The 25,527-nt window shown below is 62.6% G+C and carries 31 protein-coding genes; 16 read left to right on the top strand and 15 right to left on the bottom strand.

Annotation, left to right across the window (positions count from 1 at the left end; genetic code table 11):
- Positions 1-5 precede the first annotated feature (5 nt).
- From LCM24_RS10330 to coxB, 9 genes are all read right to left on the bottom strand, one after another.
- Positions 6-896 (bottom strand): class I SAM-dependent methyltransferase, encoded by an 891-nt coding sequence (locus LCM24_RS10330; protein ID WP_224804070.1) that lies wholly within the window; start codon positions 894-896, stop codon positions 6-8.
- Positions 896-2,287, bottom strand: coding sequence for a threonine synthase (gene thrC, locus LCM24_RS10325; RefSeq protein WP_224804067.1), 1,392 nt, complete (start codon positions 2,285-2,287; stop codon positions 896-898). Before thrC ends, LCM24_RS10330 begins: the two co-directional genes overlap by 1 nt.
- A 51-nt stretch (positions 2,288-2,338) precedes the next feature.
- Positions 2,339-2,917 carry an SURF1 family protein gene (locus LCM24_RS10320; RefSeq protein ID WP_224804065.1) on the bottom strand — a complete coding sequence of 193 codons (579 nt, stop codon included), beginning with the start codon at positions 2,915-2,917 and terminating at the stop codon, positions 2,339-2,341.
- Between the two features lie 85 nt (positions 2,918-3,002).
- A complete protein-coding gene (locus tag LCM24_RS10315; RefSeq protein WP_090482347.1) occupies positions 3,003-3,824 on the bottom strand; it encodes a cytochrome c oxidase subunit 3 in 822 nt (273 codons plus the stop codon).
- Between the two features lie 67 nt (positions 3,825-3,891).
- Positions 3,892-4,464 carry a cytochrome c oxidase assembly protein gene (locus tag LCM24_RS10310; protein ID WP_224804063.1) on the bottom strand — a complete coding sequence of 191 codons (573 nt, stop codon included), beginning with the start codon at positions 4,462-4,464 and terminating at the stop codon, positions 3,892-3,894.
- A gap of 123 nt (positions 4,465-4,587) precedes the next feature.
- Positions 4,588-5,508 (bottom strand): heme o synthase, encoded by a 921-nt coding sequence (locus LCM24_RS10305; protein WP_224804061.1) that lies wholly within the window; start codon positions 5,506-5,508, stop codon positions 4,588-4,590.
- 80 nt (positions 5,509-5,588) lie between these two features.
- Positions 5,589-6,548 carry an alpha/beta fold hydrolase gene (locus LCM24_RS10300; RefSeq protein ID WP_224804059.1) on the bottom strand — a complete coding sequence of 320 codons (960 nt, stop codon included), beginning with the start codon at positions 6,546-6,548 and terminating at the stop codon, positions 5,589-5,591.
- Positions 6,549-6,629: 81 nt separating this feature from the next.
- Complete coding sequence (gene ctaD, locus LCM24_RS10295) at positions 6,630-8,345, bottom strand: cytochrome c oxidase subunit I (protein WP_090482336.1); 1,716 nt, start codon at positions 8,343-8,345, stop codon at positions 6,630-6,632.
- 54 nt (positions 8,346-8,399) lie between these two features.
- Positions 8,400-9,476, bottom strand: coding sequence for a cytochrome c oxidase subunit II (gene coxB / locus LCM24_RS10290; RefSeq protein WP_224804057.1), 1,077 nt, complete (start codon positions 9,474-9,476; stop codon positions 8,400-8,402).
- A gap of 200 nt (positions 9,477-9,676) precedes the next feature.
- On the opposite strand from coxB, the gene pyrE reads away from it, so the two are divergent.
- The 9 genes from pyrE to LCM24_RS10245 are packed head-to-tail and all read left to right on the top strand — an operon-like array spanning position 9,677 to position 15,494.
- Entirely contained in the window at positions 9,677-10,258 is a 582-nt protein-coding gene (gene pyrE / locus LCM24_RS10285) for an orotate phosphoribosyltransferase (RefSeq protein WP_090482333.1), read from the top strand.
- Complete coding sequence (locus LCM24_RS10280) at positions 10,255-10,995, top strand: pyridoxine 5'-phosphate synthase (RefSeq protein ID WP_224804055.1); 741 nt, start codon at positions 10,255-10,257, stop codon at positions 10,993-10,995. The genes pyrE and LCM24_RS10280 overlap by 4 nt, the downstream gene beginning before the upstream one ends.
- Positions 10,992-11,264 carry a pyridoxal phosphate biosynthetic protein gene (locus LCM24_RS10275; protein WP_224804053.1) on the top strand — a complete coding sequence of 91 codons (273 nt, stop codon included), beginning with the start codon at positions 10,992-10,994 and terminating at the stop codon, positions 11,262-11,264. The genes LCM24_RS10280 and LCM24_RS10275 overlap by 4 nt, the downstream gene beginning before the upstream one ends.
- A complete protein-coding gene (gene acpS / locus LCM24_RS10270; RefSeq protein ID WP_090482326.1) occupies positions 11,261-11,662 on the top strand; it encodes a holo-ACP synthase in 402 nt (133 codons plus the stop codon). Before LCM24_RS10275 ends, acpS begins: the two co-directional genes overlap by 4 nt.
- Positions 11,620-12,522 (top strand): signal peptidase I, encoded by a 903-nt coding sequence (gene lepB, locus LCM24_RS10265; protein ID WP_412093799.1) that lies wholly within the window; start codon positions 11,620-11,622, stop codon positions 12,520-12,522. The genes acpS and lepB overlap by 43 nt, the downstream gene beginning before the upstream one ends.
- Positions 12,523-13,632, top strand: a complete 1,110-nt coding sequence (locus LCM24_RS10260) for an AI-2E family transporter (RefSeq protein ID WP_224804049.1) — start codon at positions 12,523-12,525, stop codon at positions 13,630-13,632.
- A gap of 1 nt (position 13,633) precedes the next feature.
- Positions 13,634-14,875 carry a DUF3089 domain-containing protein gene (locus LCM24_RS10255; protein ID WP_224804047.1) on the top strand — a complete coding sequence of 414 codons (1,242 nt, stop codon included), beginning with the start codon at positions 13,634-13,636 and terminating at the stop codon, positions 14,873-14,875.
- Positions 14,854-15,339, top strand: a complete 486-nt coding sequence (ruvX, locus tag LCM24_RS10250) for a Holliday junction resolvase RuvX (protein ID WP_224804044.1) — start codon at positions 14,854-14,856, stop codon at positions 15,337-15,339. Before LCM24_RS10255 ends, ruvX begins: the two co-directional genes overlap by 22 nt.
- A 14-nt stretch (positions 15,340-15,353) precedes the next feature.
- A complete protein-coding gene (locus LCM24_RS10245) occupies positions 15,354-15,494 on the top strand; it encodes a hypothetical protein (protein ID WP_224804042.1) in 141 nt (46 codons plus the stop codon).
- Positions 15,495-15,501: 7 nt separating this feature from the next.
- Here LCM24_RS10245 and LCM24_RS10240 read toward each other — a convergent pair whose 3' ends face one another.
- The 3 genes from LCM24_RS10240 to LCM24_RS10230 are packed head-to-tail and all read right to left on the bottom strand — an operon-like array spanning position 15,502 to position 17,520.
- The gene (locus LCM24_RS10240) at positions 15,502-16,389 is read right to left on the bottom strand and encodes a transposase (RefSeq protein ID WP_224804040.1); all 888 of its coding nucleotides are present in this window, start codon (positions 16,387-16,389) and stop codon (positions 15,502-15,504) included.
- On the bottom strand, positions 16,377-17,342 hold the full coding sequence (locus tag LCM24_RS10235; RefSeq protein WP_224804039.1) for a hypothetical protein: 966 nt from the start codon (positions 17,340-17,342) through the stop codon (positions 16,377-16,379). Before LCM24_RS10235 ends, LCM24_RS10240 begins: the two co-directional genes overlap by 13 nt.
- A gap of 16 nt (positions 17,343-17,358) precedes the next feature.
- Positions 17,359-17,520 (bottom strand): hypothetical protein, encoded by a 162-nt coding sequence (locus LCM24_RS10230; protein WP_224804037.1) that lies wholly within the window; start codon positions 17,518-17,520, stop codon positions 17,359-17,361.
- A gap of 138 nt (positions 17,521-17,658) precedes the next feature.
- Between LCM24_RS10230 and LCM24_RS10225 the strand changes: the two genes are divergently transcribed.
- Both LCM24_RS10225 and LCM24_RS10220 read left to right on the top strand, forming a co-directional pair.
- Positions 17,659-18,117 (top strand): PaaI family thioesterase, encoded by a 459-nt coding sequence (locus LCM24_RS10225; protein ID WP_090482304.1) that lies wholly within the window; start codon positions 17,659-17,661, stop codon positions 18,115-18,117.
- On the top strand, positions 18,110-18,526 hold the full coding sequence (locus tag LCM24_RS10220) for a PaaI family thioesterase (protein WP_224804035.1): 417 nt from the start codon (positions 18,110-18,112) through the stop codon (positions 18,524-18,526). The genes LCM24_RS10225 and LCM24_RS10220 overlap by 8 nt, the downstream gene beginning before the upstream one ends.
- Here LCM24_RS10220 and LCM24_RS10215 read toward each other — a convergent pair.
- A complete protein-coding gene (locus LCM24_RS10215; RefSeq protein ID WP_224804033.1) occupies positions 18,523-20,661 on the bottom strand; it encodes a transglycosylase domain-containing protein in 2,139 nt (712 codons plus the stop codon). The genes LCM24_RS10220 and LCM24_RS10215 overlap by 4 nt on opposite strands.
- Positions 20,662-20,758: 97 nt before the next feature.
- Positions 20,759-21,751 carry an AAA family ATPase gene (locus LCM24_RS10210; protein ID WP_224804031.1) on the bottom strand — a complete coding sequence of 331 codons (993 nt, stop codon included), beginning with the start codon at positions 21,749-21,751 and terminating at the stop codon, positions 20,759-20,761.
- 88 nt (positions 21,752-21,839) lie between these two features.
- Here LCM24_RS10210 and LCM24_RS10205 point away from each other — a divergent pair, with 88 nt between their 5' ends.
- The 3 genes from LCM24_RS10205 to LCM24_RS10195 are packed head-to-tail and all read left to right on the top strand — an operon-like array spanning position 21,840 to position 23,693.
- Positions 21,840-22,652 carry an oxygenase MpaB family protein gene (locus LCM24_RS10205; protein WP_224804029.1) on the top strand — a complete coding sequence of 271 codons (813 nt, stop codon included), beginning with the start codon at positions 21,840-21,842 and terminating at the stop codon, positions 22,650-22,652.
- A 52-nt stretch (positions 22,653-22,704) separates the two neighbouring features.
- A complete protein-coding gene (locus tag LCM24_RS10200) occupies positions 22,705-23,064 on the top strand; it encodes a DUF1428 domain-containing protein (RefSeq protein WP_224804027.1) in 360 nt (119 codons plus the stop codon).
- Positions 23,064-23,693 (top strand): glutathione S-transferase family protein, encoded by a 630-nt coding sequence (locus LCM24_RS10195; protein WP_224804025.1) that lies wholly within the window; start codon positions 23,064-23,066, stop codon positions 23,691-23,693. The genes LCM24_RS10200 and LCM24_RS10195 overlap by 1 nt, the downstream gene beginning before the upstream one ends.
- Here the strand turns inward: LCM24_RS10195 and LCM24_RS10190 are convergent.
- Positions 23,690-24,283, bottom strand: a complete 594-nt coding sequence (locus tag LCM24_RS10190; RefSeq protein ID WP_224804024.1) for a J domain-containing protein — start codon at positions 24,281-24,283, stop codon at positions 23,690-23,692. The two genes, LCM24_RS10195 and LCM24_RS10190, sit on opposite strands and share 4 nt — an antisense overlap.
- Positions 24,284-24,343: 60 nt before the next feature.
- Between LCM24_RS10190 and LCM24_RS10185 the strand changes: the two genes are divergently transcribed.
- Positions 24,344-24,616: a BolA family protein gene (locus LCM24_RS10185; protein ID WP_160594492.1), complete on the top strand. Its 273-nt coding sequence runs from the start codon at positions 24,344-24,346 to the stop codon at positions 24,614-24,616.
- An 11-nt stretch (positions 24,617-24,627) separates the two neighbouring features.
- Entirely contained in the window at positions 24,628-25,518 is an 891-nt protein-coding gene (locus LCM24_RS10180) for a pirin family protein (protein WP_224804022.1), read from the top strand.
- Positions 25,519-25,527: the final 9 nt, after the last annotated feature.

Below are 25,527 nucleotides of genomic sequence, written 5' to 3'. Positions count from 1 at the left end.
TCCCCCTAACCCGGATTGGACCAGCGTGCGAAAATCGCAGTGGGCAGGTGACGTCCGTTCTCGCCGGCTTCGCGCACCGCCAGATCGCCATGCTCGATCTTGCCCGGGAGATCGGCAAACACTTCTTCGAGCAGCCCGCCAAGCGCGAGGCTGCTCATCCGCACCGCATAGACGGTCAGGAATAGGAAACGGCTGTTTTCATCGAGGAGCTTGCGGCAATCGGACACAAGGTCGGGCAGGCCCTCTTCCAGACGCCAGGTCTCGTTCTTCGGACCGCGGCCGAATTTCGGCGGATCGAGGATGATGCCGTCGTAGCGATTGCCTCGCCGCACCTCGCGCGCGGCGAACTTCATCGCATCGTCGACCAGCCAGCGGATCGGCCGGTCCTCCATGCCGGAAAGCGCAGCGTTCTCCCGCGCCTGCGCGACCGACTTCTTGCTGGCATCGACATGCGTCACCCGTCCGTGGCGGCTCAGAGCAAGCGACCCGACGCCGGTATATCCGAACAAGTTCATGGTTTCGGAATCGGTGCGCCCGTCGAGCTGCTCCCGCATCCAGTCCCACACCGGCGCCATGTCGGGGAAGAACTGCAAGTGCCGGAACGGCGTCGGCTGCGCGGTAAAGCGGACCTCGTCATAGCCCAGGGTCCAGCCCGCTTCCGGCAGGCTGCCGTCGAGGTGCCAGCGGCCGCCGCCGTCCTCGTCGGCGCCGGGAATGAACTCCCCATCGGCCTGCCAGTCGTCGCTGCGCGGCGACCACATGGCCTGCGGTTCAGGACGGATGAAACTGTAATCCCCGAAGCTCTCAAGCTTGCGCCCATGCCCGCTGTCGAGCAGGCGATAGGCGTCCCAGCCCTCGCCGACCATCAGCATCGGATCCCGCACGAGTTCGGCCATCAGGCCGCGTGCTCCATGATGTGGGCGCGCACGGCCTCATATGTGCCGGGCAGTTCGACATAGCTTTCCTCGCGCGCGAAGAGATCGCCGACGCGCGAAGGAAGTTGAGGACGTAACCCGGTCGCCCGTTCGACGGCGTCGGGGAACTTGGCCGGATGAGCCGTCGCGAGTGTCACGACTGGCACAGTAGGATCGATCCCGGCGGTGCGGGCGGCGTGGAGGCCGATGGCAGTATGCGGATCGAGCATCTCGTCGCACTGCTCGAACGCCCAGCGCATGGCCTGCGCCATATCGTCGGCATCCGCCCGTGCGCTGGCAAACAATGCGGCTGCGCCCTCGCGCTGGGCGTTGGTCAGGCGCATGGCCTTTTCCGCATCGAAACCGGCCATCTGCTCGGCCATGGCAAGACCATCGCGCCCACCGACGTCGAACAGGAGGCGCTCGAAGTTGGAACTGACCTGGATGTCCATGCTCGGCGCTGCGGTCGCGGTTACGGTACCGGTCGAATAGTCGCCGTCGGCCAGTGCGCGATGCAGGATGTCGTTTACATTGGTGGCGACGAGCAGCTTTTCGATGGGAAGCCCCATCTGCGCCGCCACATGACCTGCAAAAACGTCGCCGAAATTGCCGGTGGGCACGCTGAAAGCAACCTTGCGCTCGGGCCCGCCCAATTGCAGCGCGGAGGTGAAGTAATAGACCACTTGCGCCATCAGCCTGGCCCAGTTGATCGAGTTGACCGCACCGATCCGGTGCTTCGCCGTGACATCGGCATCGGCGAAGATGCGCTTCACCATCGCCTGCGCATCATCGAAGCTGCCATCGATGGCGATATTGTGGACGTTTGGTGCACGCACCGTGGTCATCTGGCGGCGCTGGACGTCGCTGACCCGGCCCTTGGGGTGCAGCATGAAAATCTCGACATTATCGAGACCCGCAACGGCATCGATCGCCGCACTGCCGGTATCGCCGCTGGTCGCGCCGACGATCGTCAGGCTGCCCTCTTCGCGGGCGAGGAACTCCTCGAACAGCAGGCCCAGCATCTGCAGCGCCACATCCTTGAATGCGAGCGTGGGGCCATGGAAAAGCTCGAGCACCCAATGCTGCTCGTCCAGCTGCACCAGCGGTGTCACGGCCTTGTGAGCGAAGCGACCGTAGGCCTTGGCCGTTAGCTCGCGCAGACGCTCGGGCGTCAGGCAGTCGCCGACAAAAGGCTCCATCACCCGTGCAGCGACCTCTGCATAAGGAAGCCCGCGCATGTCCGCGATCTGGTCCTGGGTGAACTGCGGCCATTCTTCAGGCACGTAGAGGCCGCCGTCGCTGGCGAGGCCGGCCAGTGTGACGCCTGCAAAATCGAGCGTTGGTGCGCTGCCGCGGGTGGAGACGTATTTCATCGTGAGAAGGCGGTTAGCGAGGTGCTGCCGACCGGGCAAGCAAGCGGCTCTTTAATCGACTTTAGCCCGCGTGCCACGCCGACGCAGTGCGAGGATGTAGATCACCAGGGCCGTGAGCGCGAAAAAGAACCACTGGCCGGCGTAAGCGAGGTGATTGTTCGGGAGGTTGCGCGGATCGGGGCTGGCGAGAGGTTCGAGACCTGCCAGGCCATCTGCGGACACCACACGTCCGCCTGGCGCGATCGTGCCGCGCACTTCGCCGCCTTCCCATTCGACCGGTCGCGGGCTGCGCGAAAAACCGAGATCGACAATAATGGTCCGGCCATCTGCCAGGACGCAGCTCGCCCTGTGCGCCATGCCTTTCGCACCCCGGCTATTGGTGCCAGCCACAGTCGTGGTGTTCGTCACATCCTCGCAGGCAATTGTAGTCCTGCGGTAGAGCACATCCTCGATGCCTGCCGCATCGTCCGGGTAGCCGACTTCAGACGACATGCGCAGCGATTGCTCTGCTTGCGCAATAAGCGCTTCCTTCTCGTCCATCCGGCCCAACTGCCAGAAGCCGAGTGCGATCATCACGGCAATGGCTGCGGCCACGATGATCGTGGGGATGACGGGAATGCGGGTGGTCATGATGTTACTGTCTCGATCGAAAGCGAAAGGGGCAGCCGCGGCAATGCCGGGCTGCCCCTTTCAATATCCGGCAAGCCGGAAGGCATTAGTGGAATTCGGCTCCCCAGCCGCCCCAGACGTAGACGACGGCGAAGAGGAACAGCCACACGACGTCGACGAAGTGCCAGTACCACGCAGCCGCTTCGAAACCGAAGTGCTGGCGGGGCGTGAAGTGACCCTTGTAGGTACGCACGAGGCAGACGATCAGGAAGATCGTGCCGACGAGGACGTGGAAGCCGTGGAAGCCGGTCGCCATGTAGAAGGCCGAGCTATAGGTGTTGCCGCCAAACGCGAACGGAGCGACGCCGTACTCGTAAGCCTGGATCATGGTGAAGACGGCGCCCAGGATGATCGTGAGCCACAGGCCCTTCTTCAGGCCATCGCGGTCACCGTGGATCAGCGAGTGGTGCGCCCAGGTAACCGTGGTGCCCGAGCAGAGCAGGATCATGGTGTTGAGCAGCGGAAGGCTGAAGGGATTGATGACCTCTTCGATCGCCGCCGGGGGCCAGACGCCGCCCACCACTTCCGAGATTTCCGAGGGGAACAGGGCGAAGTCGAACCAGCTCCAGAACCAGCCGACGAAGAACATCACTTCCGAAGCGATGAACAGGATCATGCCGTAACGCATGTGCAGCTGGACGACCGGCGTGTGATCGCCGCGCTCTGCTTCCTTCACGATATTGCTGAACCACGCGAAGAACGTGGCGATCAGGCCAGCGATGCCGAGACCGAGCACGAGGTGCGCGCTGGCCATTTCGTGCATGTAGAGCACCATGCCGCTGGTGAAGGTAAGCGCCGACAAAGAGCCGATCAGCGGCCAGATGTCGGGTTCGAGGATATGATATTCGTGATTGACGTTGCCAGCCATTATACTCGCGTCCTGTATTCGCGTTATCGCGCTGCCCTTAAAGCGCCATGGCGCGCGGGTCTAGGGTCTACTCTGCAGAATCTATCGCGCGGTGGAAAGTATAGGAAAGCGTGATCTGCTCGACACCTTCCATGTTGGGATCGTCCAGAGCCTTGGGATCGACGAAATACAGCACCGGCATGCGGACTTCCTCACCGGGCTGCAGCGTCTGCTCGGTAAAGCAGAAGCACTGGATCTTGTTGAAATATGCGCCCGCCTGGACCGGCATGACGTTGAACGTCGCCGTGCCGGTGATCGGCTGGTCGGAATTGTTCTTCGCGACGTAGATGGCCATGTCGCGCTGGCCGATGGTCACGGTGTCGGTCGGTTGTTCCGGCCTGAAGCTCCATCCGAGGCCGGGTGCGACCGAACCGTCGAAACGTATCGAAATCTGCTTCCCGCCGGCGGCCTGGCCCATGCGTTCGGCGAGATTCGCCTCGCTTTCGGTGGCGCGCTGTGTCGTTCCGCCGAAGCCTGTGACCTGGCAGAACAGTTCGTAAAGCGGCACCGCAGCGTAACCGAGGCCGAGCATCGCAGCAGCGCCCAGCAGGGCCAGCAACGCGGTGCGGGTCTTGCGAGTTTCGAGCGTAGCGGCAGTCACTGTATCCTCACATCCTCACGATCGTGATCATGTAGAAAAGCACGGCAAGAAACAGAAGGATCCCGCCAAGGACGAGATTGCGGCTCTTCTGGCGGCGCTTGAATTCGGCTTCTTCTTCGGGGGTCATAGGGCGGCTCCGTATTGGGCGGCGATGCGATCCACGACCAGCACCGCGAAAAGGGCGAAGAGGTAGAGGACGCTATAGCCGAAAAGGCGCTTTTCCGGGAGCATCTTGTCGCCTTCTACCGGCTCGCGAAAGGCGACCGGGAACGACAGCGCGAGGAATATCAGCGAGAGGACGGAGGCCGAAATCCCGTAGATCGCGCCGGTTCCGCCGATCAGCCACGGGGCGATGGCGATGGGCAGCAGGATGACGGAATAGGCCAGGATCTGGCGACGCGTCGATTTCGCGCCCTTCACTACCGGCATCATCGGAATGCCGACCTTTGCGTAATCGCTCTGCACGAACAGCGCGAGCGCCCAGAAATGCGGCGGCGTCCAGGTGAAGATAATAGCGAAGAGCAGTACCGGCATCAGGGTGATGTCGCCGGTGACGGCCACCCATCCGATCAACGGCGGGAAGGCCCCTGCCCCACCTCCGATCACGATATTCTGCGGCGTGCGCGGCTTAAGCCAGATGGTGTAGATCACCGCATAATAAACGATCGATAGCGCCAGGATGGCTGCCGACAGCCAGTTTACCGCCAGGCCCATGATGACCACCGAGGCGGCGGATATCAGGATGCCGAAGTCGCGGGCGTCGGTGCGCTGCATCTTGCCGGTCGGCAGCGGACGCTGCGAAGTGCGCTTCATTTCCGCGTCGATATCCGCTTCCCACCACTGGTTGAGAGCGGCCGCCCCGCCCGCGCCGAGCGCGATACACAGGATAGCGGTGAAACCGATCACCGGATTGATCGTCCCGGGTGCAGCCAGCAGGCCGCACAGGCCAGTAAAAATCACGAGGCTCATCACGCGCGGCTTGGTCAGCGCGTAAAAGTCGCGCCAGTCCGCCGGGAGCTGGGTTGTGGGGGCTGCTTCGGTCATGGGATTCGCTGACGCCGCCTATACCTTGTTAGGGGGCGCTGTCCAAGCCGTCTCGGGAGGGCGGATCGCCTCCTGCGCACTCATAGCCTTGCGAGCCACTCGAGCAGGATGCGATTGACCTCCTCCGGCCGTTCCTGCTGCGTCCAGTGGCCAACATTGTCGAGGATGTGGCCTTCGATCTTAGGGGCGAAGAATTTCATCATGCCGACGGGATCTGTCACGGCGCCGAACAGGAAGGTCGCCGGGTCGCGCGTACCGCCGATGAAGAGCGCAGGCTGTTCGATGCGCTTGCCCTTCCAGCCCTGCAACCATTCGTAGTCAGCCACGTGATTGCGATATCGGTTGAGCGGACCGCGAAAGCCTGAGGACTTGAACTCGGCCTCGTAGAAATCGAGGTCTTCGTCGGTAAGCCAGGGGACGGGTTCCGGATCGGGAAGCCCCTCGAGGAACATGGCGCCATAGGGCTTGTCCCAATAGCTGCCCGGGGGAACGTCACCGCTGATCGAATACATCATCCGGTGCACCCAGTCGCGCGGGTCCTTCTCGGCTTCCGCTTCGGCCACGCCCTCGGCCTGGAAATACTCTTGGTAGAAGTACTTTCCCTGCGAGGTGAAGTGCTCGTGAAACACTTCGGTAAAGGGGCGCTGGGGTACGCCTGCAAACGGTACCGACAGCCCCGCCACGGCGCGGAAGTGTTCCGGATGGGTGAGCGCGGTGTTCCACACGATGGGCGCGCCCCAATCGTGCCCGATCAGGATCGCGGGCTGGTCCGGCTGCAAGGCCATCTTCAGGCCGACCAAATCCCCGACGATGCGTTCGAGCGCGTAGGCTTCGACCGGGTGCGGCTTGTCCGATCCCCCATAGCCGCGCACATCGATCGCACAGGCGGTAAAGCCTGCCTCGGCGATCGGTCCGATCTGATGCCGCCAGCTGTACCAGCTTTCCGGAAAACCATGGACCATGATGACGAGCGGACCTTCGCCCTCGAGCGCACAACGCAGACTCAGCTCTCCGACATCGATCATCCGCATTTCAGACATTCGGGCATTTCCTTCGCGCAAAACAAAACGGCCGATCCCTCATGGGACCGGCCGCTTCGTCATGTCCAGCTATAGCTGCGCTCAGGCCGTTGCGGGCTTGGCGTCGCCAATGTGGTCGTGGTGGTCGTGATGCTCTTCGATCACCGGAAGTTCGCTGAACTGGTGGAACGGCGGCGGGCTCGACAGGCTCCATTCGAGCGTGGTCGCGCCTTCGCCCCAGTAGTTCGCTTCGGCCTTCTTGCCGGCCACGAAGGCATAGACGATGTTCACGAAGAACAGGACCATCGATGCTGCCATGATCATGTAGCCGAAGGTGCTGATCTCGTTCCAATACGTGTAGGCATCCGCATAGTCCGGATAGCGGCGCGGCATGCCCTGCCAGCCCAGGAAGTGCTGCGGGAAGAAGATCACGTTCACGCCGATGAAGAAGCCCCAGAAGTGCAGGTGCGAAAGCAGTTCGGAGTGCATCCGGCCGCTCATCTTCGGGAACCAGTAGTAGAAACCGGCGAACATCGAGAACACGGCGCCCATCGACAGCACGTAGTGGAAGTGGGCAACCACGAAGTAGGTGTCGTGCACCACGTCGTCCACGCCGCCATTGGCGAGATAGACGCCGGTCACGCCGCCCACGGTGAACAGGAAGATGAAGCCCAGCGCCCAGACCATCGGCGACTTGAACTCGATCGAGCCGCCCCACATCGTAGCGATCCAGCTGAAGATCTTCACGCCGGTCGGGACCGCGATGACCATGGTAGCCGCGGTGAAGTACATCTTCGTGTTCACGTCGAGGCCGACGGTGTACATGTGGTGGGCCCACACGACGAAACCGACAACACCGATCGCGACCATGGCGTAGGCCATGCCGAGGTAGCCGAAGACCGGCTTGCGGCTGAAGGTCGCAACGATCTGCGAGATCATGCCGAAGCCCGGCAGGATCATGATGTACACTTCGGGGTGACCGAAGAACCAGAACAGGTGCTGGTAAAGGATCGGGTCGCCGCCGCCTGCGGGGTCGAAGAAGGTCGTGCCGAAGTTACGGTCGGTAATCAGCATGGTGATAGCCGCCGCGAGAACCGGCAAGGCCAGCAGCAGCAGGAAGGCAGTGACCAGCACCGACCATACGAACAGCGGCATCTTGTGCAGGGTCATGCCCGGCGCACGCATGTTGAAGATGGTGGTGATGAAGTTGGTGGCACCCAGGATCGAGCCTGCGCCTGCAAGGTGCAGCGAGAAGATCGCGAAGTCGACTGCGGGACCGGTGGAGCCGGAGGTCGAAAGCGGTGCGTAAACGGTCCAGCCCACGCCCGCGCCCGGGCCGATACCGCCGGGAACGAAGAGCGAGAAGAGCAGCGACAGGAAGCCTGCCACGGTCAGCCAGAACGAGATGTTGTTCATGCGCGGGAAGGCCATGTCGGGCGCGCCGATCATGAGCGGCACGAACCAGTTGCCGAAGCCGCCGATCATTGCAGGCATGACCATGAAGAAGACCATGATCAGGCCGTGCGCCGTGATGAACACGTTCCACATGTGCAGCGCGCTGTCGATGTCGGCTGCGCCGCCCATCAGCTGCGCCCAGTACTGGAGGTACTGAATGCCGGGTTCGGCGAGTTCTGCGCGCATGATGCCCGAGATCGCGCCACCGACGATGCCCGCGATAATCGCGAAGATCAGGTAGAGCGTACCGATGTCCTTGTGGTTCGTGGACATGAACCAGCGCGCGAAGAAGCCGGGCTTGTGGTCGGCATCATGCGCGTGGTGGTCGTCGTGGGCCTGGAAGCTGTCGGCGGTAGTGGCCATCTTGCTATACTCTCGAATGCGTTATCGTCAGCGGACTGAAATCTAGAAGCGTAATCAGGTAGTCGGGTTCTCGACCGGGAATTCGCCGGCACCGGCAGCACCTTCGACAGTGCTTTCCGGTTCCTGTCCCGGAGCGAGCTCCGCGTCGAGATCGCCGGTTTCCTCTGCGCCGGCGATCGTGCCGCCCTGTGCGAGGACCCACTGGTTGTACTCTTCCAGCGGAAGCGCCTCAACCGTGATGGGCATGTAGGCGTGACGGGCCCCGCACAGTTCGGAGCACTGGCCGTAATAAACGCCCGGCTTCTCGACCATCAGGATCTTCTCGTTGAGACGGCCCGGAACGGCGTCGAGCTTGAACCACAGGCTCGGTACGGCGAACGAGTGAATCACGTCGGCAGCAGTGATCTGCATGCGGATCGGAACGCCGACCGGAACGACCATGCGGTTGTCGACGGCAAGCTGCTTGGGTTCGCCGCGCGCCTCTGCTTCGGCGTCGTCGAGCATGTTCGAGATAATCTCGAACTCGCCATTGTCGGGGTAGGTGTAACCCCAATACCACTGGTAGCCGGTCGCCTTGATGGTGATGGCGTCCTTGGGGATCGGCTCGTACTGCTTGGCGATTAGCGTGATCGAGGGGATCGCGATGGCAAGCAGGATAAGGGCCGGAACAACCGTCCAGATGACTTCGATCAGCGTGTTATGGCTGGTCTTCGAAGGCGTCGGGTTCGCCGAGCGGCGGAAACGGAAAATCGTGTAGAGCATCAGCACGAGCACGAAGAGGCTGATCGCGACCATCACCCAGATCAGGCCGATGTGCAGGCCATAGGCGAATTCGCCGGTTTCCGAGAACTGCTGCTGGATATCGAGGCCTGCGTCCACCGGCATGCCGATACCTTCGGTCGGCTTCATCGGCGTGTAGGCTCCGCTACCTTCCGTAACGGCACCCGGATCGGCAACGTCCGCTGCCTCTGCCGGATCGACAGATTCGAGCTGTTCGGTGGCGGTAGCTTCTGCAGCATCCTGTGCAATCGCCGCCTGCGATCCGAAGACCAGGGCGAACGCCATTACCAGGCTGGCGACAATCCGGTGGAAACCGAGGAATTTCATCGTCTTGGCACTCTTTCGTGTCATGTCATCGTCCGGGCAAATCCCACGCTGCATATGCCGAAACTCAACTAACGGCGCAGGGGCAAGCGACCCTGCAACAAGGGCCCGGTTGGGCCGCCCTATAGATAGACATGGCGCACGCCTCAAGCGTTGGGGGCAGAAAAATGTGCATCCTGCATTGCCTCTTGCGCAATCGGGCCGGACGCGCTTTGAGCCACGGTGACATGACAGAAGATGAAATCCTCTCCGAATTCCGCGCCAGCGAAGCCCTGCTCGAAGGCCATTTCAAGCTCTCCAGCGGCAAGCACAGCGGCCATTACCTGCAATGCGCACGTGTACTCATGAACCCGGATCGCGCAGGCAGGCTGGCACTCGCCCTGGCCCAGAAAATCCCGCGCGAAATCCGCAACGAAATCGACGTGGTGGTCAGCCCCGCGATGGGCGGCATCATTATCGGGCAGGAAATGGGACGTGCGCTGGGCAAAGACGCAATGTTCCTCGAGCGGCCCGAAGGCGAATTCCACCTGCGCCGCGGCTTCCGGATCGAGCCGGGCGCCAAGGTGCTGATGGTGGAAGATGTCGTAACGACAGGCCTCTCCAGCCGGGAGGCTATTGCCGCCGTGGGCCGCGAGGGCGGCGAAGTGATCGCCGAAGTATCGCTGGTCGATCGCAGCAACGGCTCTGCCGATCTGGGCGTGCCGTTCTTCCCGCTGATCGATATCAACTTCCCGACCTATGACGAGGAAGATTTGCCCGAAGAGCTCGCCGCCATCGAAGTAACGAAACCGGGTAGCCGCGCGGCATGACCCGCCCGCTCCGCCTCGGCGTGAACATCGATCACGTTGCCACCATTCGCAATGCACGCGGCGGCGACCATCCCGATCCGGTGCGCGCGGCGGAGATCGTGGCGCGCGTCGGCGGAGACGGGATCACGGCGCATCTGCGCGAAGACCGGCGCCACATCCGCGATGCCGACCTCAGGCGAATCCAAGAGGCAACCGACCTCCCGCTAAACCTGGAAATGGCAGCGACCGAGGAAATGCTCGAGATCGCGCTGGCCCACAAGCCGCATGCCGCCTGCATCGTTCCGGAAAAGCGCGAGGAGCGCACCACCGAAGGCGGCCTCGATGCAGCAGGGCAGCACAACACGCTCGCGCCGATCGTGTGGAAACTGAAAGACAACGGCATCCGCGTATCGCTGTTCATCGAGGCGGACGAGCGCCAGCTCGACGCCGCGCTCAAGCTCGGCGTTCCGGTCGTGGAATTCCACACCGGCGAATATGCCCACGCCCATCTCGACGGCGACAGCGAGAAAATGGCCCGCGAACTGAAGCGGATTTCCGACATGTCCGCCCTTGCTGCCAAGAACGGCATCGAGCCGCACGCAGGCCACGGCCTCACTTACGAGAACGTCCAGCCTATCGCCGCCATTCCCCAGATCGCCGAACTCAACATCGGACACTATCTCGTGGGCGAAGCCGTTTTCGTCGGGCTAGAAAGCGCGGTACGCCACATGCGCGAACTGATGGACGAAGCTCGGTGAGCAAGACCGCGCTGTCCGGCAAGGAACAGCTTTGGGCGCTCGCAGGCGTCATCCCGTTTCTCTTGAGCATCGGACTGCTGGCCTTCGCGTTCTCGCAGCAGACTGCGCTCGCCTTTGCGATCGGCTGGCCGATCATCCAGGTGATCGGCTATGCTGGCGCGTTCAAACGCTCAAAGGGCGAAATCGACCACCCCCTGGTCAAGAGCCAGGTCTTCATTCACTGGATGATGCTGATCATCCTCACCGTAATGATTTCGAGGGCAGCATGATCATCGGAATGGGCTCCGACCTGTGCAATATCGAGCGTATCCAGAATTCGCTCGACCGCTATGGCGAACGGTTCGAACTGCGCGTCTTCACCGAGATAGAACGAGCCAAGGCCCGCAAGCGTCCCTTCACCATCGCCGGCACCTACGCCAAGCGCTTTGCCGCAAAGGAAGCTTTCTCCAAAGCAGTCGGGACCGGCTTTCGTCGCGGGGTATTCATGAAACATATCGGCGTGGTGAACGCCCCTTCGGGCGCACCTACGCTGGCGCTGGAGGGCGGCGCTGCACAAAGGCTTGCCGAAATGGTCCCGCACGGCCATGAGCCGCGCATTCATCTCACCCTCACCGACGACCATCCATGGGCACAGGCCTTCGTCATCATCGAGGCCCATCCCGCTTGAGTATCGACACACCGGCCGTGACAAAATCCGACAAGCAAGACGAGAAGGTAAACTGGTTCGCGGAAATCCGCGGCCTCGGGCTGATGCTGCTCGCCGTCTTCGCGTTCCACAGTTTCATTGCGAAGCCGTTCTACATCCCGTCAGAATCGATGCTGCCTAACCTGCTGGTCGGCGACCGGCTGGTCGTGAGCAAGTATCCCTATGGCTGGAACTGGTCCTCGGTCAGTTTCCACCTTGCGCCGCGCGGCGACTGGCGGGTTGCCGGATCGACGCCCGAATACGGGGATATCGTCATTCCGGTCCACCCGGAGCGCGACGAGGATTACATCAAGCGCGTCGTCGCGCTGCCCGGCGATACGATCGCGGTCGTCAACGGGCGCATCGAATTGAACGGCCAGACCGTCCCGCAGGAAGTCGAGCCCGCGCGCGATCTGCCGGTCGATGCGAACTCCACTTGCTGGGGCTTCGGCGATCCGAGCTTCCTGGTGACCGATGATGATGGCAAGCCGGTCTGCCGCGTGCCGGTCCTGCGCGAAACGCTGCCGAACGGGGCGAACTACCTCGTCATCGACCACACGCGCACGCAGCTCGACAATTTCGGCCCGATGACCATTCCAGAAGGCGAAGTCTTCGTGATGGGCGACAATCGCGACCATTCTTCCGACAGCCGCGAACTCAATTCCTCGCGCGGGCTCCTCGGCCCCGTGCCGCTGGAAAACATTGGCGGGCGTGCGGAATTCATCACCTTCTCGCTCGACGGCACGACCTCGCTCAACCCCGTGACCTGGTTTACCAGCTTGCGCGAAAACCGTTCCTGGACCACTCTGCGCCCTGCCATAGCGCAGGAGCCCGAAGGATAAATGCCTGAAAACAAAGCCGCGCGTCCCGGCCTAGCGGCAGAAGACGACAATCCGGGTGCCAGCCCTACACGCATAGGCGACCCGCGCATCCGGTTCGAGGCGGCCCGCGCATTGACCTGGGGCCTCGTCATTGGCCTGATCGCGCTTGCGGTCCATTTGTCGCAATCGCTGCTCGTCATTTTCGGTGCGATGGTCTTTGCAGCCCTGATCGATGGCGGCTCTCGCCTGTTGGGTCGCGCCTTGCCCATCGGCCGCAACTGGCGCGTGGCCATCGTCCTGCTTCTGGCGACGGCCTTCCTGGTCTGGCTCGTCTACTTCGCAGGCTCGCAGATTTCGCAACAGGCGGCCGAATTCCCCTCGATCATCGAAATGCAGCTGGAGCGTTTCCTGGAATACCTGCGCGGCAAGGGCTTCGCCGTGCGGACCGAAGATATCCAATCGATGTTGGGCAATCTTATGAGCGGCGTCGGCACCGTGACCCGCGCAATCGGCGGCCTTTTCGGTGGCGTGACGACGCTGGTCCTGATTATCATCATCGGCGTCTATTTCGCGATCGATCCGCGCATCTACGAGCGCGGCGTCGCCTGGATGGTCCCCGCTAACAAGCGCGAGGCGTTCTACGACACCCTCAGCTACCAAGCCTATACGATGCGCAGGCTTCTCGCCGGACGGTTGGTCGGCATGGTCGCGGAAGGTATCTTCACTTGGGCCTTGCTCGCCCTCTACGGCGTGCCGATGGCGGCCCTGCTGGGACTGCTGACGGGCCTCCTGGCCTTTATTCCGAATATCGGCGCGATCATCTCCGGCGTGCTGATGGTGCTCGTCGGCTTTTCCGGCGGCGTCGACATGGGTCTCTATACGATCTTCGTATATTTCCTCGTCCAGAATTTCGACGGCTATATCCTCGTGCCCATGATCGCCAAGAAGACGGTCGACCTTGCGCCCGGTCTCGTCCTTTCGGCCCAGCTGATCTTCGGGGTCCTCTTCGGCATCCTCGGCCTCGCGCTCGCCGACCCGATGCTGGCGATGATCAAGGTCGCGCTCGAACGTCGTTCGGAGCGATTGGGCAAGCTTGACGCGGATGCAGAGATGACGGAGGCAGACGCCTGAAATGGCACGCAAATTCCTCTATTTCGTAGCGATCATCATCGCGATCATCATCGTGGGCGCGATTGCGCTTGCGATCTATGGGCGCGAGGCGACGGAGATCGCTTTCGTCCCGCGCGGTGAATTCGTCGAGCAGGAAGCGCTCGCCGCCAACGCCTATGAAGATCCCGCCATGTGGTATTCGCGGCCCGGCATCGGGACCGACGATCCGGCGCGCTACCAACCGGCTGTCGCGCAGCTGGCACCCGATCCTGCCACACGCACGCCATCTCCCGACGCTCCCGCCGCCGAACAGAGCATAGATGGACCCGCGCCTTTCGCCACCGTGGGCTCGGAGCGCGGCGAAGCTGCCGATGCCAGCGAGACGCCGTCCTTCGCAGTCTTCTTCGTACCGCCCACCAGCTACACCAAGGGCGCGCTGGGCGAATGGAACGCACCGCTGGACGATGCCGAGACCGACCGGCTCGCTCGTGTATTCCTGAGGGGCCTCGCAAGTCCCTTCAACCGCGCCGACGAGATCTGGGCGCCCAAATACAGGCAGGCCGCCGTGGGCGCCTTCCTGACCGAGCAGGACGAGGCGACGCGCGCGATCGATGCCGCCTATGCCGACATTGCGCAGGCGTTCGACTATTTCGTTGAAAGCGTGGATGCCGACAAGCCGATCGTCCTTGCAGGCCATAGCCAGGGCTCCGTCCATATCCTGCGCCTTCTGCGCGAGAAGGTCGCCGACACGCCGCTGCGAGACCGCATCGCCGCGGTCTATGCGCCGGGTTGGCCGATATCGGTCGAACACGACCTGCCGTCCCTGCCCTATCCGGCCTGCGCCACGGGTGAACAGTCGAGCTGCATCGTCTCGTTTATCAGCTTCACCGACGATGGCGACCCGGGGCAATTGCTGCAGCGTTACAGTGCCCTGCCCGGGCTGGATGGCAGTCCGCGTGGCCAGGACGACACCGTTTTGTGCGTCAACCCGCTGACCGGAATGACCGGCGGATCTGCTCCTGCGTCCGAAAACCTCGGCACGCTCAAGCCAAGCGCGGACATGAGTTCCGCCGAACTGGTCCCTGGAGCCGTGCCTGCGCGCTGCGACGAAGCGGGCATCCTGCGAATCGGTGATGCGCCCGATCTCGGCCCCGGCGTGCTGCCGGGCGGCAATTACCACGTCTACGACATCCCGCTGTTCTGGAAGAACTTGCAGGAAGACGTCCTAAACAGGGTGCGGACATGGACGACGCGCCAATCGTAACCGACAACCGGCTCGAATTCGGCGACCTGCTGCCTGACGGCGGGGTTTTGCTCGCGCTCGACCTCGGCACCAAGACCATCGGCGTTGCGACGTGCGATGCCGGGTGGCGCTTTGCCACTGCGGGCAAGACCTTGCCCCGCGGCAAGTTCACCCAGGATTGCGGCAAGCTTCGCGAAATCGTGAAGGAGCGCGCGGTGCAAGGCGTGGTCATCGGCCTGCCGCGGAACATGGACGGCAAGGAGGGCCCGCGCGCCCAGGCCAGCCGGGCTTATGCACGGAACATTGCGACCGCGCTGGACTTACCCGTGCTGCTGTGGGACGAACGCTGGTCGACCGCGAGTGCGGAGGCCGCGATGATCGGACAGGATATGAGCCGGGCAAAGCGCGCCGAACGTATCGATGCCCACGCGGCAGCGGTCATCCTGCAAGGCGCCATAGACGCGCTGGCGGGAGGGGGTTTTTAGGGAGAGGGTCGCAAATGCTGGGATTGTTCGACGTGTTCGACGTCTACGAAGGTAATACGAAAATCAGGGCGAGCCGACGTGGCAGGATCCTGCGCCTCCTTGCCTTTGCCGTGATCGCCCTGCTCTTCGTCCTGACAATCCGGACCCTTTGGTAGAAAGCCACTAGAGCGCAGCTCTTCGCGAAGCGGCTTCGGCCGCGAGCATGATGCTGCCGCTCACTTCTGCCTGCCGCCACAGCGCATCCCGGCTAGCCTTGTCCAGCAGCCCGCTTCTCGCCTCGTAGCTGGCGAGGCGCATGCGCTCGCTGGGGTGCGAATTGCCGACCCACTCCGCGAAATCCAGCGCTTCTTCGGTCCCGATTCCGATGGCGCAGCGCAGGAAGCACTCGGTCGAAGTGGGATTGAGAATGCCCGTAACGGTATCGTTCTCGAGGTCGAAGCCGTACTGGTCATACCAGCCCTTGGCAGGGTCGACGTGCATGATGTTGAGCGAGACGGAAAGGCTTTCCGGCGGCAGTTGCGCGTGCACGTCGCGGTGGGCGCGGTAGAGCATCAGCTTGCCTTCGGTCAGGGCGGACCGCTCGACAAAGCGCAGCCCTGCCTTTTCGCTTTTATATCCCGCCACGCTTTCGTAGTCGTATTCGTAGTAATCGCTCAGGTAGCCGGGTCCGAAATAGCCCGCCGTCAGGAAGCTGAAATTGTGGTCGTGCGGAATACCGTAGACGAAAGTCTTGGCGCCGCTGGCCTTGAAGCAGGCCTCGTCTTCACTGGGCCAGATATTCGCGCGCAGGAAGAAGCTGCCCATGTTGGGCGACAGGACGATCGCCTGTGGCCCGTAGCCGCTTTCGTGGCCGCCTTCGCGGTGGTTCTGCTTGAGCTGTTCGATCAGCAAGTCGCCGAGAAAATTACGGTCGTTGGCGAGCCGCCGCAAAGCAAGCGCGCCATTCGAAAGGTTCCACTCGTCTTCGGGATCGAAGCCCCCCGATAGCATTTCGATACACTCGCCAAGAGCGTGCGAGTGAGTGTCGGCCACATCTATTACGCGGGGCATTCCGCAAGCTCCTGTGAGGCTAGCTGGGGATAGGTTTCGAGCAGCTGCGCGCGCAGCGCCCCCGCCGTTGCAGCGAGGGGATCGACGGGGTCGCTGGCCATCCGGCTGAGCGCGGCGAACCCAATTCCGCTGTCTAGAGCGAGGCATTCGCGCAGAGACTGCCAGCGGGCGTGATCGCTGCCCTCGCTGGTGAGCCGGGCGAGGACCGGGGCCGCATCGCGCCGCCCCATGCGCCCGAGCAAGGCGGCCTTCATTTCCAGACCGCTCTCGTGGCGCGAGCCGCTCGCCCGGTGCAGCAGGCGACCATCGTCCAGCGCATATTCGCAGGCGTCGCACGGCATCTCATCGGTCCTCGACAGACGCAGGACCACCATCCTGCCATGAACCCTCAGGATCGATTTGGTGTTTTCCCGCCCGGCGAAACGCATCACTTCGCCTGCGGTGATCAGCCGGGTGTCGCAATCGATCGCCGCCCTTTCCCGCTGCTCTTCGAGCAATTCGAGAAAGCGGATATCGGCGCTTCCCGCCAACACGGTCTCGAAACGCTCACCGCCTGCAAAACAGGCGGACTTCGCTTCGGCGCCGTCCAGCTCGGTATACATCAGCAGCGTCAGGGCCGCACGACCGGACTGGGCGAGCTGGAGCACGCTGAGACCATCGGAATGCTGGTGACGGATCGGCACCTGGCCCGTCGGGTTTTCGGCAAGGCAGGCCAGCATAGGTTGCATCAGTGCCGACACCAGGTTCTGCGCATGTGGGCCATCGCCGAAGAGCGCCTCCAAGGTCGGGCACTGGTCCAGCAGCGCGCCTTCCCCGTAGGCTTCAAGTTCGCCAAGCGTTTGAGATGCCTGACCGCTGCGCCAGTCGTCGCGAACTTTTTCGAGCGCCAGCTGCGCGTTGCGCTGCGAGGCGGAATCACCTCGCAGCGCGCGCAATTTCGGATCGATCCTCATTGCGTAGAACCCGGCTTCAGAGAAAGGCTTCGGGATCTACGGTCTCGTAAACGTAGACCATGATCACGACCACGCGATCGTCCACGGTCGGACCGCCACTTGCGGAAAGGCTTCCGAAGAGACCGGTCACCGTGTCGAGACCCGGCAGGCTGGAAATATCGATCTTGGGAAGATCCATTGTGTGCTCCCTGTTGCGCGCAGCCGGACGCCAATGTCCTGCTTTCGCCGCGCAGGCACTGGCTGGCGCTTCGGCGCGCCGGGATCGAATTAAAAGGCTGTAACTTGCGGGAACCCGGCGCTATCGCCGCGTGGAACCATGACCGAGACCGCCAAATTCGATCCGCGCGCCGCCACACCCGTCCTCACCAGCAGGGGGCATTCGGGATGGCTGGGCCTGACCTATTCCGACCACGGTGAAGATTGGGTTGAACTCACCCTCCCCTGGCGCACGGACCTGCTCGGTGAAGATGGCCAGCGGGTGCTTGCCTCGGGCCCGATCATGAGCCTCATGGACATGGCAAGCGGGCTCGCAATCTGGAAAACGATGGACCGGTTCGAACCGATCGCGACGCTCGATCTGAGGGTCGATTACGTGCGCCCGGCGCGCGAAGGTGCATCGGTCTTCGGCCGCTCGCAGTGTTATCGCCTCACCCGCAGCGCTGCCTTTGTCAGGGGTCTGGCCCATGATGGCGACGTCGATGACCCCGTCGCCCACATCCAGGGCGTTTTCATGAAGATCGGCGGAGCCGACACGCGGGAGGTGCCAAATGGCTGAGCATCCCGACATCAGCGTCCTCACTCCCTACGCCCGTTCGCTCGGCATCAAGCTGGCGGAATGGGACGGCGATACGCCGGTCATGCGCGTCGATTTCGTCGAAGCCGTCGAAGGGCGGCCCGAGCATTACCACGGGGGCGCAACCGGCGGCTTGCTGGAGACCGCAGGCTACGCGGCTCTACGAGCTTTATTGGCGCAAAAGGATCGCGAGGCGGTGCTCAAGCCAATCAATATCACCGTGCAATATCTGTCTGCGGGCAAGAGCCGCGAGACTTTCGCAAGCGGGCGCGTCACGAAGCTTGGTCGCCGCAGCGCAAACATCACGGTCGAGGCGTGGCAGGATAACCCTGATCGCCCCATCGCGACCGCGGTCATGAACGTGCTGATGGCCGAGCCTGCGAAGGACTAGTTCGCCTCGAGCGCGCCACGACGCTCCAATTCTTCGCGGACAGCCTCATAACGCTGTTCTTCGGCCCTGCGCCGCGCTTCCTCTATCGCTTCTTCGGATACCGAAACGCCTTCGTCGCCAATGCGGATATCGACCGGGATGCCATCGATTTCCGTCGAGAAGACCGCTTCGCCGTCGCGGATGCGCAGGCGCGAGTTACCGTCGCCGATGGGGATGTCCTCCAGATCGGGCACATCGAGCGGTTCGACCGGACCGCCGGGATCCTCGTTCGAACGCGGACCGGGGCGATCGGGGGCCGCGCTAGCGCCAAGCGCCTGCGTCATGAAATTGCGCCAGATCTGTGCCGGAAGCCCGCCACCCGAAATACCGTCGAGCGGAGTATTGTCGTCGTTCCCGATCCAGACACCGACCACGAGATCTCCTGCATAGCCCACAAACAGGGCATCGCGGTTCTCCTGACTGGTGCCGGTCTTGCCGAAATTCGGTCCGGACAACATAGCGCGCCGCCCGGTGCCTTCGTTGATCACGGCACGCAGCATGTCCTCGATTTCGGAATGTGTCGAACCGCTCAAGCTATCATTCCCGTCCCACAGGCGCTGGAACCAGCCCTTCTCTTCCTTGGCGAAAGCGTGGGGCGTTATCGGGAAAGAGTTTGCGGCAATTCCGGCATAGGCCGCAGTCAGTTCGAGCAGGTTCATGCTGGTCGAACCAAGCGCAATACTCGGATCACCGCGTGTAAAATCTCCCGTGATGCCGAAGTCGCGGACAGTCTCGATGACCTTTTCCGAGCCGACTTCGTTGAATAGGCGCAGCGTCGCGACATTGCTGGACTGCGCCAGGGCATCGCGCAGGGTGATGGTGGGCGAATAGCGGCCGTTGGCATTGCGCGGGCGATAGCTGCCCTCTGTAATCTCGGTATTGTCGATGGTGTCGTCGGGGCTCCACCCGTCGCGAAGCGCGGCGAGGTAGACGAAGGTCTTGATCGTGGAGCCCGACTGCCGCTCTGCCTGCGTGGCGCGGTTGAAGGGCGATTTCGCATAATCCTTGCCGCCGATCATCGCCACGACCTCGCCATTGGTGCGCATGGCGACAAGTGCAACCTGCGCATTCCCCAGAGGCGCACGGCTCGTCACGTTGCGGGCGATATTCTGGAGCCGGCTATCCAGCGTCGTTGTCAGAGTCTGCCGCGAATATCCCGTCTCGGTCAGCTCGCGCGCTTCTGGCAAGGCCCAGTCAGCGAAATAGGTGCCGGTGGGAAGGTCGCTCTTCATGCGCACATCGAGTGCGGGAGACTTCATCGCGCGCGCCTGCGCATCGGTGATGTAACCCGCTGCAACCATCGACTGGATGACCAGCCGCATGCGCTTCTCTGCACGGTCGTAGTGGCGGGTGGGCGCATAGGCGCTGGGAGCCTGCAATAGCCCTGCCAGCATGGCTGCCTGGTTGGGGCGCAGGTTTTCCGGCTGGCGATAGAAATAATGGAGGCTCGCCGCTCTCAGCCCGTACACATTGTCGCCGAAATAGGCGTTCGACAGGTAGCGCTCGAGTATCTCGTCCTTGGTCAACCAGCTTTCCAGCCAGAATGCGATCAATGCCTCGCGAGCCTTGCGGGTCAGCGTTCGCTCGGGAGTCAGGAAGGTGAATTTGGCGAGCTGCTGCGTAATCGTGCTGCCGCCACCGGTGCCAGTCACCGCGGCACGGGCGATCCCGCGCGGGTCGACGCCCCAATGGCTGTAAAAACGCCGGTCCTCGATCGCGAGGAAGGCCTGGATCACATGGGGCGGAAGTCGGTCGACATCGACGGGCTCGTCCGTAATCGCCCCGTTGCGGGCGATCGGGGTCCCGTCCGCCGCCAGCAGGGTGATCTGCGGCGGCGCGATCGGTTCCAGAGACTTGCCCAGCGGCGCTGTGATCGCCAGCCAGCCGACAAGGACGATGAACAGCGCCAGCACGCCGGCAATGGCCCGGACGAACCACCAGCGTTTGCGGCGGCCGCGCCAGTAATTGCGTTGCCACGGCCGCAGGCGTTTCTGCTCCTGCCGGGCGAGTGCATCGTCGAGGTCATCCCAACGTGCATCCCAGGCATCGTCGTCGAAACCGTCGTGCAGCGAATAGAAGCCGCGATGGGAAGACATCGCCGGTTCGCCGCGCCGTCTGCGAAAGATGGAATCGAGTACGCCCATGACCTACTGTGCTACACAAATAACACAGTCATTCATAGGGGGCTCAACCTTAACTCTTGCCGACCACGCTTTCGGGCAGGTCTTCGCCGAAGACGCGCTGGTAGTATTCGGCCACCAGCATGCGCTCTTCCTCGTCGCACTTGTTGAGGAAGGAGAGGCGGAAGGCAAAGCCCACGTCCTTGAAGATGGCGTAGTTCTGCGCCCAAGTGATGACCGTACGCGGGCTCATCACGGTCGAGATATCGCCGTTGATGAAACCTTGCCGCGACAGGTCGGCGACCTTGATCATGTCGGCCAGGATCTTGGGATCGATGTCGGGGTTCTTCGCCTCGACGATCTTCTGCTCGGTCTCGGCGGGCAGGTAGTTGAGACCAACCACGATGTTCCAGCGGTCCATCTGGCCCTGGTTGATCGCCTGCGTGCCGTGATAAAGCCCGCTGGTATCGCCGAGGCCGACCGTGTTGGCGGTAGCGAAAAGGCGGAAATGCTTGTCGGGGCGGATCACGCGGTTCTGGTCGAGCAGGGTCAGCTTGCCCTGCTGTTCGAGGACGCGCTGGATCACGAACATCACGTCCGGGCGGCCCGCGTCATATTCGTCGAACACCAGCGCGACCGGGTGCTGGAGCGCCCAGGGCAGCAGGCCTTCGCGGAATTCGGTCACCTGCAAGCCGTCGCGCAGCACGATGGCATCGCGGCCGACGAGGTCAATACGGCTGATATGCGCATCGAGGTTGATGCGGATGCACGGCCAGTTAAGGCGCGCTGCGACCTGTTCGATGTGGGTCGACTTACCCGTGCCGTGATAGCCCTGGACCATGACGCGGCGGTCGTGGGCAAAGCCGGCCAGGATGGCGAGCGTGGTGTCCGGATCGAACACATAGCTTTCGTCGAGATCGGGCGTGCGTTCATCGGGCTTGGAAAAGGCCGGGACTTTCCAGTCGATATCGATCCCGAATGTCTCGCGGACATCCACCTCGATATCGGGAGCGGGAAGGACGGTTTTGGCAGCCGCGTCGAAGGTCTTGTCGGTCATCTCGTTCATCGCTTGGGCGACGTAGGCATTTATCTCCGCTGCGCCAAGCCTATATTGGCCAGCAATGCCCCAAGACCCGCTTTCAGAACGCATTCGCATGAAGCTCGTCGAGCGGGTGCGCGGCGTGTTCAACGATGTCGAGGGCGGGGAACAGCCGGTCCCCGTTTCGGACGACGCCCTGTTCGAGAAAGATACGCCCATTCGCATGGTCCACGCTGACATCGTGGGCATGATGGTCGGCGGCATTCGCGGCCTGCTGCTGCAGATGCTCCATCCGCACGCGCTTCAGGGGGTGCTCGACCATTCCAATTTCCGCTCCGACATGCACGGGCGGTTGCGGCGCACCGCGCGGTTTATTGCGGTGACAACCTTCGGCCATCGCGACGATGCACAGGCCGCGATCGAGCGGGTCAATCGCATCCACGCAGCGGTTGGCGGCACCCTCCCCGACGGTTCACCCTATTCTGCGAGCGATCCGCGCACCCTCGCATGGGTGCACGTCGCCGAGGCAACGAGCTTCCTGGCAGCATACCTGCGCCACGTGAGGCCGGATATGCCGGGCAGCGAGCAGGACGAATATTATCGGCAGTTTGCCGTTATCGCTCGCGCGCTCGGTGCGGACCCGGTCCCGCTCGACAGGCGGGAGGCGGAACAGATATTCCGCGAATTGCGCAGTGATCTCGCAACATCGCCCAAGGCGCGCGAGATTGCCGACTTGGTCCTCACGCAGCGTCCGCAAGGGGCCCCGCCGGCCGTCCAGTCCGTGCTCGGTGCGGAAGCGGTGGCGCTTCTGCCGCCCTTCGCACGCTCCATGCTCGGGCTAGAGCGGCCCGGTTTAGGCGCATTTCCGGCTAGAGCGGCGACCTGGGGCGTAGGCAAGACGCTGCGTTGGGCCTTCCGCCAGAATTGACGCGCAATCGCCAAGTCGCGGTGCTACTCTCGGTGCTGAGAGGAGAGCCGCAATGTATATCCAGGGATTCCTGATTGCCGTGCCCGAAGGCAATAAGAACGCCTATCGCGAACAAGCCGAAAAGGCCGCTGCAAAGTTCCACGAATACGGTGTCACCGAGATAGTCGAAGCCTGGGAAGAGGATATCAGCGACGGCAAGGTGACCGATTTTCGCAAGGCGACGAAAGCCGAAAAGGGTGAGAAAATCGTCTTCAGCTGGATGATCTGGCCCGACAAGGCCACCGCCGATGCCGCGCACGCCAAGATGGAGGACGACTCCTTCTGGCAGGAGGAAATGAGTGAAATGGCCTTCGACGGCATGCGAATGATGTGGGGCGGCTTCACACCGATCCTCACGAGCGGGAGGAATTGATGGCCGAGTATACCTTCTTCACCAACCCGATGAGCAGGGGCCAGATCGCGAGATGGGCGCTGCACGAGGTCGGCGCGGATTACGAGACGGAACTGGTCGAATGGGCCGCGAAGTCTGAAGCTTTTCTCAAGGCCAACCCGCTTGGCAAGGTCCCGACGCTCGTCCACCATCATGGCGACCACATCGACACGGTCACCGAAGCGGCAGCGATCTGTCATTACCTTGCCGAAATGCATCCCGAGGCCGGGCTCCTTCCCGAGCAGCACGAGAAAGCCGCCTATTTCCGCCGGTTGTTCTTTGCATCCGGGCCGGTCGAACAGGCGATAATGGCCAACAGCATGGGCTGGGGCGTCGACGATCCGCAAAAGCAGGGCATGCTCGGCTTCGGCAGCTACGAGCGGGCGATGGATACGTTCGAGACGCTCATGGCGGACCGCGACTATGTCTGCGGAGATCGCTTCACCATGGCCGATGTCTATGTCGGCAGCCAGGTCGACTGGGGGCTGCAATTCGGCACGATTCCGAAGCGGCCCGTATTCGAGGCCTATGCGCAGCGATTGCGCGAACGGTCAGCGTACAAGGAAGCCAAGGCAATCGACATGCAACTGGTTTCGCAGCAGCAGGGTTAGGCGATCGCCCTGCTCTTGCGCAGTGTCTGATATGCTTCGACGACCTTGTTGAGCCGCGTCTCGTATCCGCGATCACCGCCGTTCCGGTCGGGGTGGTAGCGCCGGACGAGTTCCGAATACCGCCGCCGCAGGACCTTTCGATCCACGTCGAGGCCAAGACCCATGGTGTCGAGCGCCTCGGCCTCCTCGCGACTGAACCGGCCGTCCATTGCCATTTCCGCCTGGCGCCGTGCCTTGCTCTTGATGCCATTCGCCCGCGCGGAGATCGCTTCGAGCGGATCGTCATAGTCCGCCCAGCGCGGCATTCCGTCCACGCCCGCAGTCGGCCTGAAGCTGGGACTTTCGGTTCGCCAACCGCTGGCCGGGCCCTGCGCGTCGAGGATTTCCTCCGCCGTCATGCCTTCGAACCAGTCGTATCCGGCGTTGAATTCACGCACGTGCTCCAGGCACATCCAGCGCCACTTGCCGGGTCCGTCAAAGCCATGCCCCGCCCCGCCCGGCGCGCGAAACTCCCCTGCCTCACTGCAAGTCGGGTGTTCGCACACTCTTCCGGTGTCTTCGTATCTTCCGTGAAACTTTGTCTGGCGCATTCGTTCTAGGATGGGGAGCGAATCCCTGTATGGAAAGAGGCGAAAAGGAGAAACGATCCGATGGCAGGCCCGGTTCAACAGGAGATGGAACGGCTTTTGACCGATGCTTTCGCTCCGACACGCCTCGAAGTGATCAACGACAGTGCCAAGCACCACGGCCACGCAGGCGACGATGGTAGCGGAGAATCCCACTTCACTGTCGTGATCGAGGCGCCCGCCTTTTCCGACAAGAGCCGCGTCGAACGCCAGCGCATGGTGAACAAGGCGCTGGGCGACATTCCGGGCGAGCGCGTCCACGCCCTATCCATCCAGGCATCTGCACCGACCAGTTAAGGGGAGCCGCAATGAGCCAGATCGACCTTACGCTTCAGCCGACGACCCACGATCTCGGCCAGTTCGAGGTCCGACGGGTTCTCCCCGCCAAGAAACGCAGCATGGTCGGCCCCTTTATCTTCGTCGACCAGTTCGGGCCTGCGCAGCTCGACCTCGGCAGCGGCATGGACGTGCGCCCTCACCCGCACATAAACCTTGCGACAGTCACGTGGCTCTTCGAAGGCGCAATCGACCATCGCGACAGCTTGGGTAGCTTTTCGACCATCCGGCCAGGGCAGGTAAACCTGATGACGGCAGGCAAGGGCATCGTCCACTCCGAGCGCTCTCCGGAAGAAGAGAGGAAGGCCGGGCCCAAGCTCTACGGGATGCAGACCTGGCTTGCGCTGCCCGATGGCCGCGAGGAGATCGATCCCGCATTCGAAGAACGCAAGGACCTGCCGATCGTCGAAGACGGCCGCGCCAAGGCCATCGTAATCATGGGCGAATTGTGGGGCGAACGCGCACCGACGACGACCTATGCGGAAACCATCTATGCCGAGATCGTGCTCGAAGCTGGTGGTGCGATACCGATCGAAGAAGACGCCGACGAACGGGCCCTCATGCTGGTGGGCGGCGAGGCTAGCGTGGATGGACACCCGCTGGAAAAATACACGCTCAACGTCCTCCAGCCGGGGCGCGACATGACGCTCGAAAGCAAGTCCGGTGCGCGGGTGATGCTGATGGGCGGTGAAGCCTTCAGCAGCAATCGCCATGCCTGGTGGAATTTCGTCAGTTCCAGCCGCGATAGGATCCAGCAGGCCAAGGAAGACTGGCGCGAAGGCCGTTTCCCCGTGGTGCCCGGAGACAGCGAAGAACGGATCGAATTGCCCGACGGTGCACCCAAGACCGTCACGTATCCTTGAGGAGGGAGA

The sequence above is a fragment of the Qipengyuania aquimaris genome (genome assembly GCF_020171965.1).
Taxonomy (GTDB): domain Bacteria; phylum Pseudomonadota; class Alphaproteobacteria; order Sphingomonadales; family Sphingomonadaceae; genus Qipengyuania; species Qipengyuania aquimaris_A.
Note: the sequence above shows the minus strand (reverse complement) of the source record. Positions and strands in the feature narration are given on the sequence as shown.

Coding starts and splice junctions, on each gene's coding strand:
- LCM24_RS10260 (WP_224804049.1), top strand. CDS start 12,523: ATGCCTGAAAACAAAGCCGCGCGTCCCGGCCTAGCGGCAGAAGACGAC.
- coxB (WP_224804057.1), bottom strand. CDS start 9,476: ATGACACGAAAGAGTGCCAAGACGATGAAATTCCTCGGTTTCCACCGG.
- LCM24_RS10235 (WP_224804039.1), bottom strand. CDS start 17,342: ATGAGGATCGATCCGAAATTGCGCGCGCTGCGAGGTGATTCCGCCTCG.
- LCM24_RS10200 (WP_224804027.1), top strand. CDS start 22,705: ATGTATATCCAGGGATTCCTGATTGCCGTGCCCGAAGGCAATAAGAAC.
- LCM24_RS10190 (WP_224804024.1), bottom strand. CDS start 24,283: ATGCGCCAGACAAAGTTTCACGGAAGATACGAAGACACCGGAAGAGTG.
- LCM24_RS10180 (WP_224804022.1), top strand. CDS start 24,628: ATGAGCCAGATCGACCTTACGCTTCAGCCGACGACCCACGATCTCGGC.
- LCM24_RS10315 (WP_090482347.1), bottom strand. CDS start 3,824: ATGGCTGGCAACGTCAATCACGAATATCATATCCTCGAACCCGACATC.
- LCM24_RS10225 (WP_090482304.1), top strand. CDS start 17,659: ATGACCGAGACCGCCAAATTCGATCCGCGCGCCGCCACACCCGTCCTC.
- LCM24_RS10305 (WP_224804061.1), bottom strand. CDS start 5,508: ATGACCGAAGCAGCCCCCACAACCCAGCTCCCGGCGGACTGGCGCGAC.
- LCM24_RS10255 (WP_224804047.1), top strand. CDS start 13,634: ATGGCACGCAAATTCCTCTATTTCGTAGCGATCATCATCGCGATCATC.
- LCM24_RS10205 (WP_224804029.1), top strand. CDS start 21,840: ATGAAGCTCGTCGAGCGGGTGCGCGGCGTGTTCAACGATGTCGAGGGC.
- LCM24_RS10300 (WP_224804059.1), bottom strand. CDS start 6,548: ATGTCTGAAATGCGGATGATCGATGTCGGAGAGCTGAGTCTGCGTTGT.
- LCM24_RS10195 (WP_224804025.1), top strand. CDS start 23,064: ATGGCCGAGTATACCTTCTTCACCAACCCGATGAGCAGGGGCCAGATC.
- lepB (WP_412093799.1), top strand. CDS start 11,620: ATGGGCACAGGCCTTCGTCATCATCGAGGCCCATCCCGCTTGAGTATC.
- acpS (WP_090482326.1), top strand. CDS start 11,261: ATGATCATCGGAATGGGCTCCGACCTGTGCAATATCGAGCGTATCCAG.
- LCM24_RS10210 (WP_224804031.1), bottom strand. CDS start 21,751: ATGAACGAGATGACCGACAAGACCTTCGACGCGGCTGCCAAAACCGTC.
- LCM24_RS10220 (WP_224804035.1), top strand. CDS start 18,110: ATGGCTGAGCATCCCGACATCAGCGTCCTCACTCCCTACGCCCGTTCG.
- pyrE (WP_090482333.1), top strand. CDS start 9,677: ATGACAGAAGATGAAATCCTCTCCGAATTCCGCGCCAGCGAAGCCCTG.
- LCM24_RS10240 (WP_224804040.1), bottom strand. CDS start 16,389: ATGCCCCGCGTAATAGATGTGGCCGACACTCACTCGCACGCTCTTGGC.
- LCM24_RS10320 (WP_224804065.1), bottom strand. CDS start 2,917: ATGACCACCCGCATTCCCGTCATCCCCACGATCATCGTGGCCGCAGCC.
- ruvX (WP_224804044.1), top strand. CDS start 14,854: ATGGACGACGCGCCAATCGTAACCGACAACCGGCTCGAATTCGGCGAC.
- ctaD (WP_090482336.1), bottom strand. CDS start 8,345: ATGGCCACTACCGCCGACAGCTTCCAGGCCCACGACGACCACCACGCG.
- thrC (WP_224804067.1), bottom strand. CDS start 2,287: ATGAAATACGTCTCCACCCGCGGCAGCGCACCAACGCTCGATTTTGCA.
- LCM24_RS10330 (WP_224804070.1), bottom strand. CDS start 896: ATGGCCGAACTCGTGCGGGATCCGATGCTGATGGTCGGCGAGGGCTGG.
- LCM24_RS10245 (WP_224804042.1), top strand. CDS start 15,354: ATGCTGGGATTGTTCGACGTGTTCGACGTCTACGAAGGTAATACGAAA.
- LCM24_RS10230 (WP_224804037.1), bottom strand. CDS start 17,520: ATGGATCTTCCCAAGATCGATATTTCCAGCCTGCCGGGTCTCGACACG.
- LCM24_RS10280 (WP_224804055.1), top strand. CDS start 10,255: ATGACCCGCCCGCTCCGCCTCGGCGTGAACATCGATCACGTTGCCACC.
- LCM24_RS10215 (WP_224804033.1), bottom strand. CDS start 20,661: ATGTCTTCCCATCGCGGCTTCTATTCGCTGCACGACGGTTTCGACGAC.
- LCM24_RS10185 (WP_160594492.1), top strand. CDS start 24,344: ATGGCAGGCCCGGTTCAACAGGAGATGGAACGGCTTTTGACCGATGCT.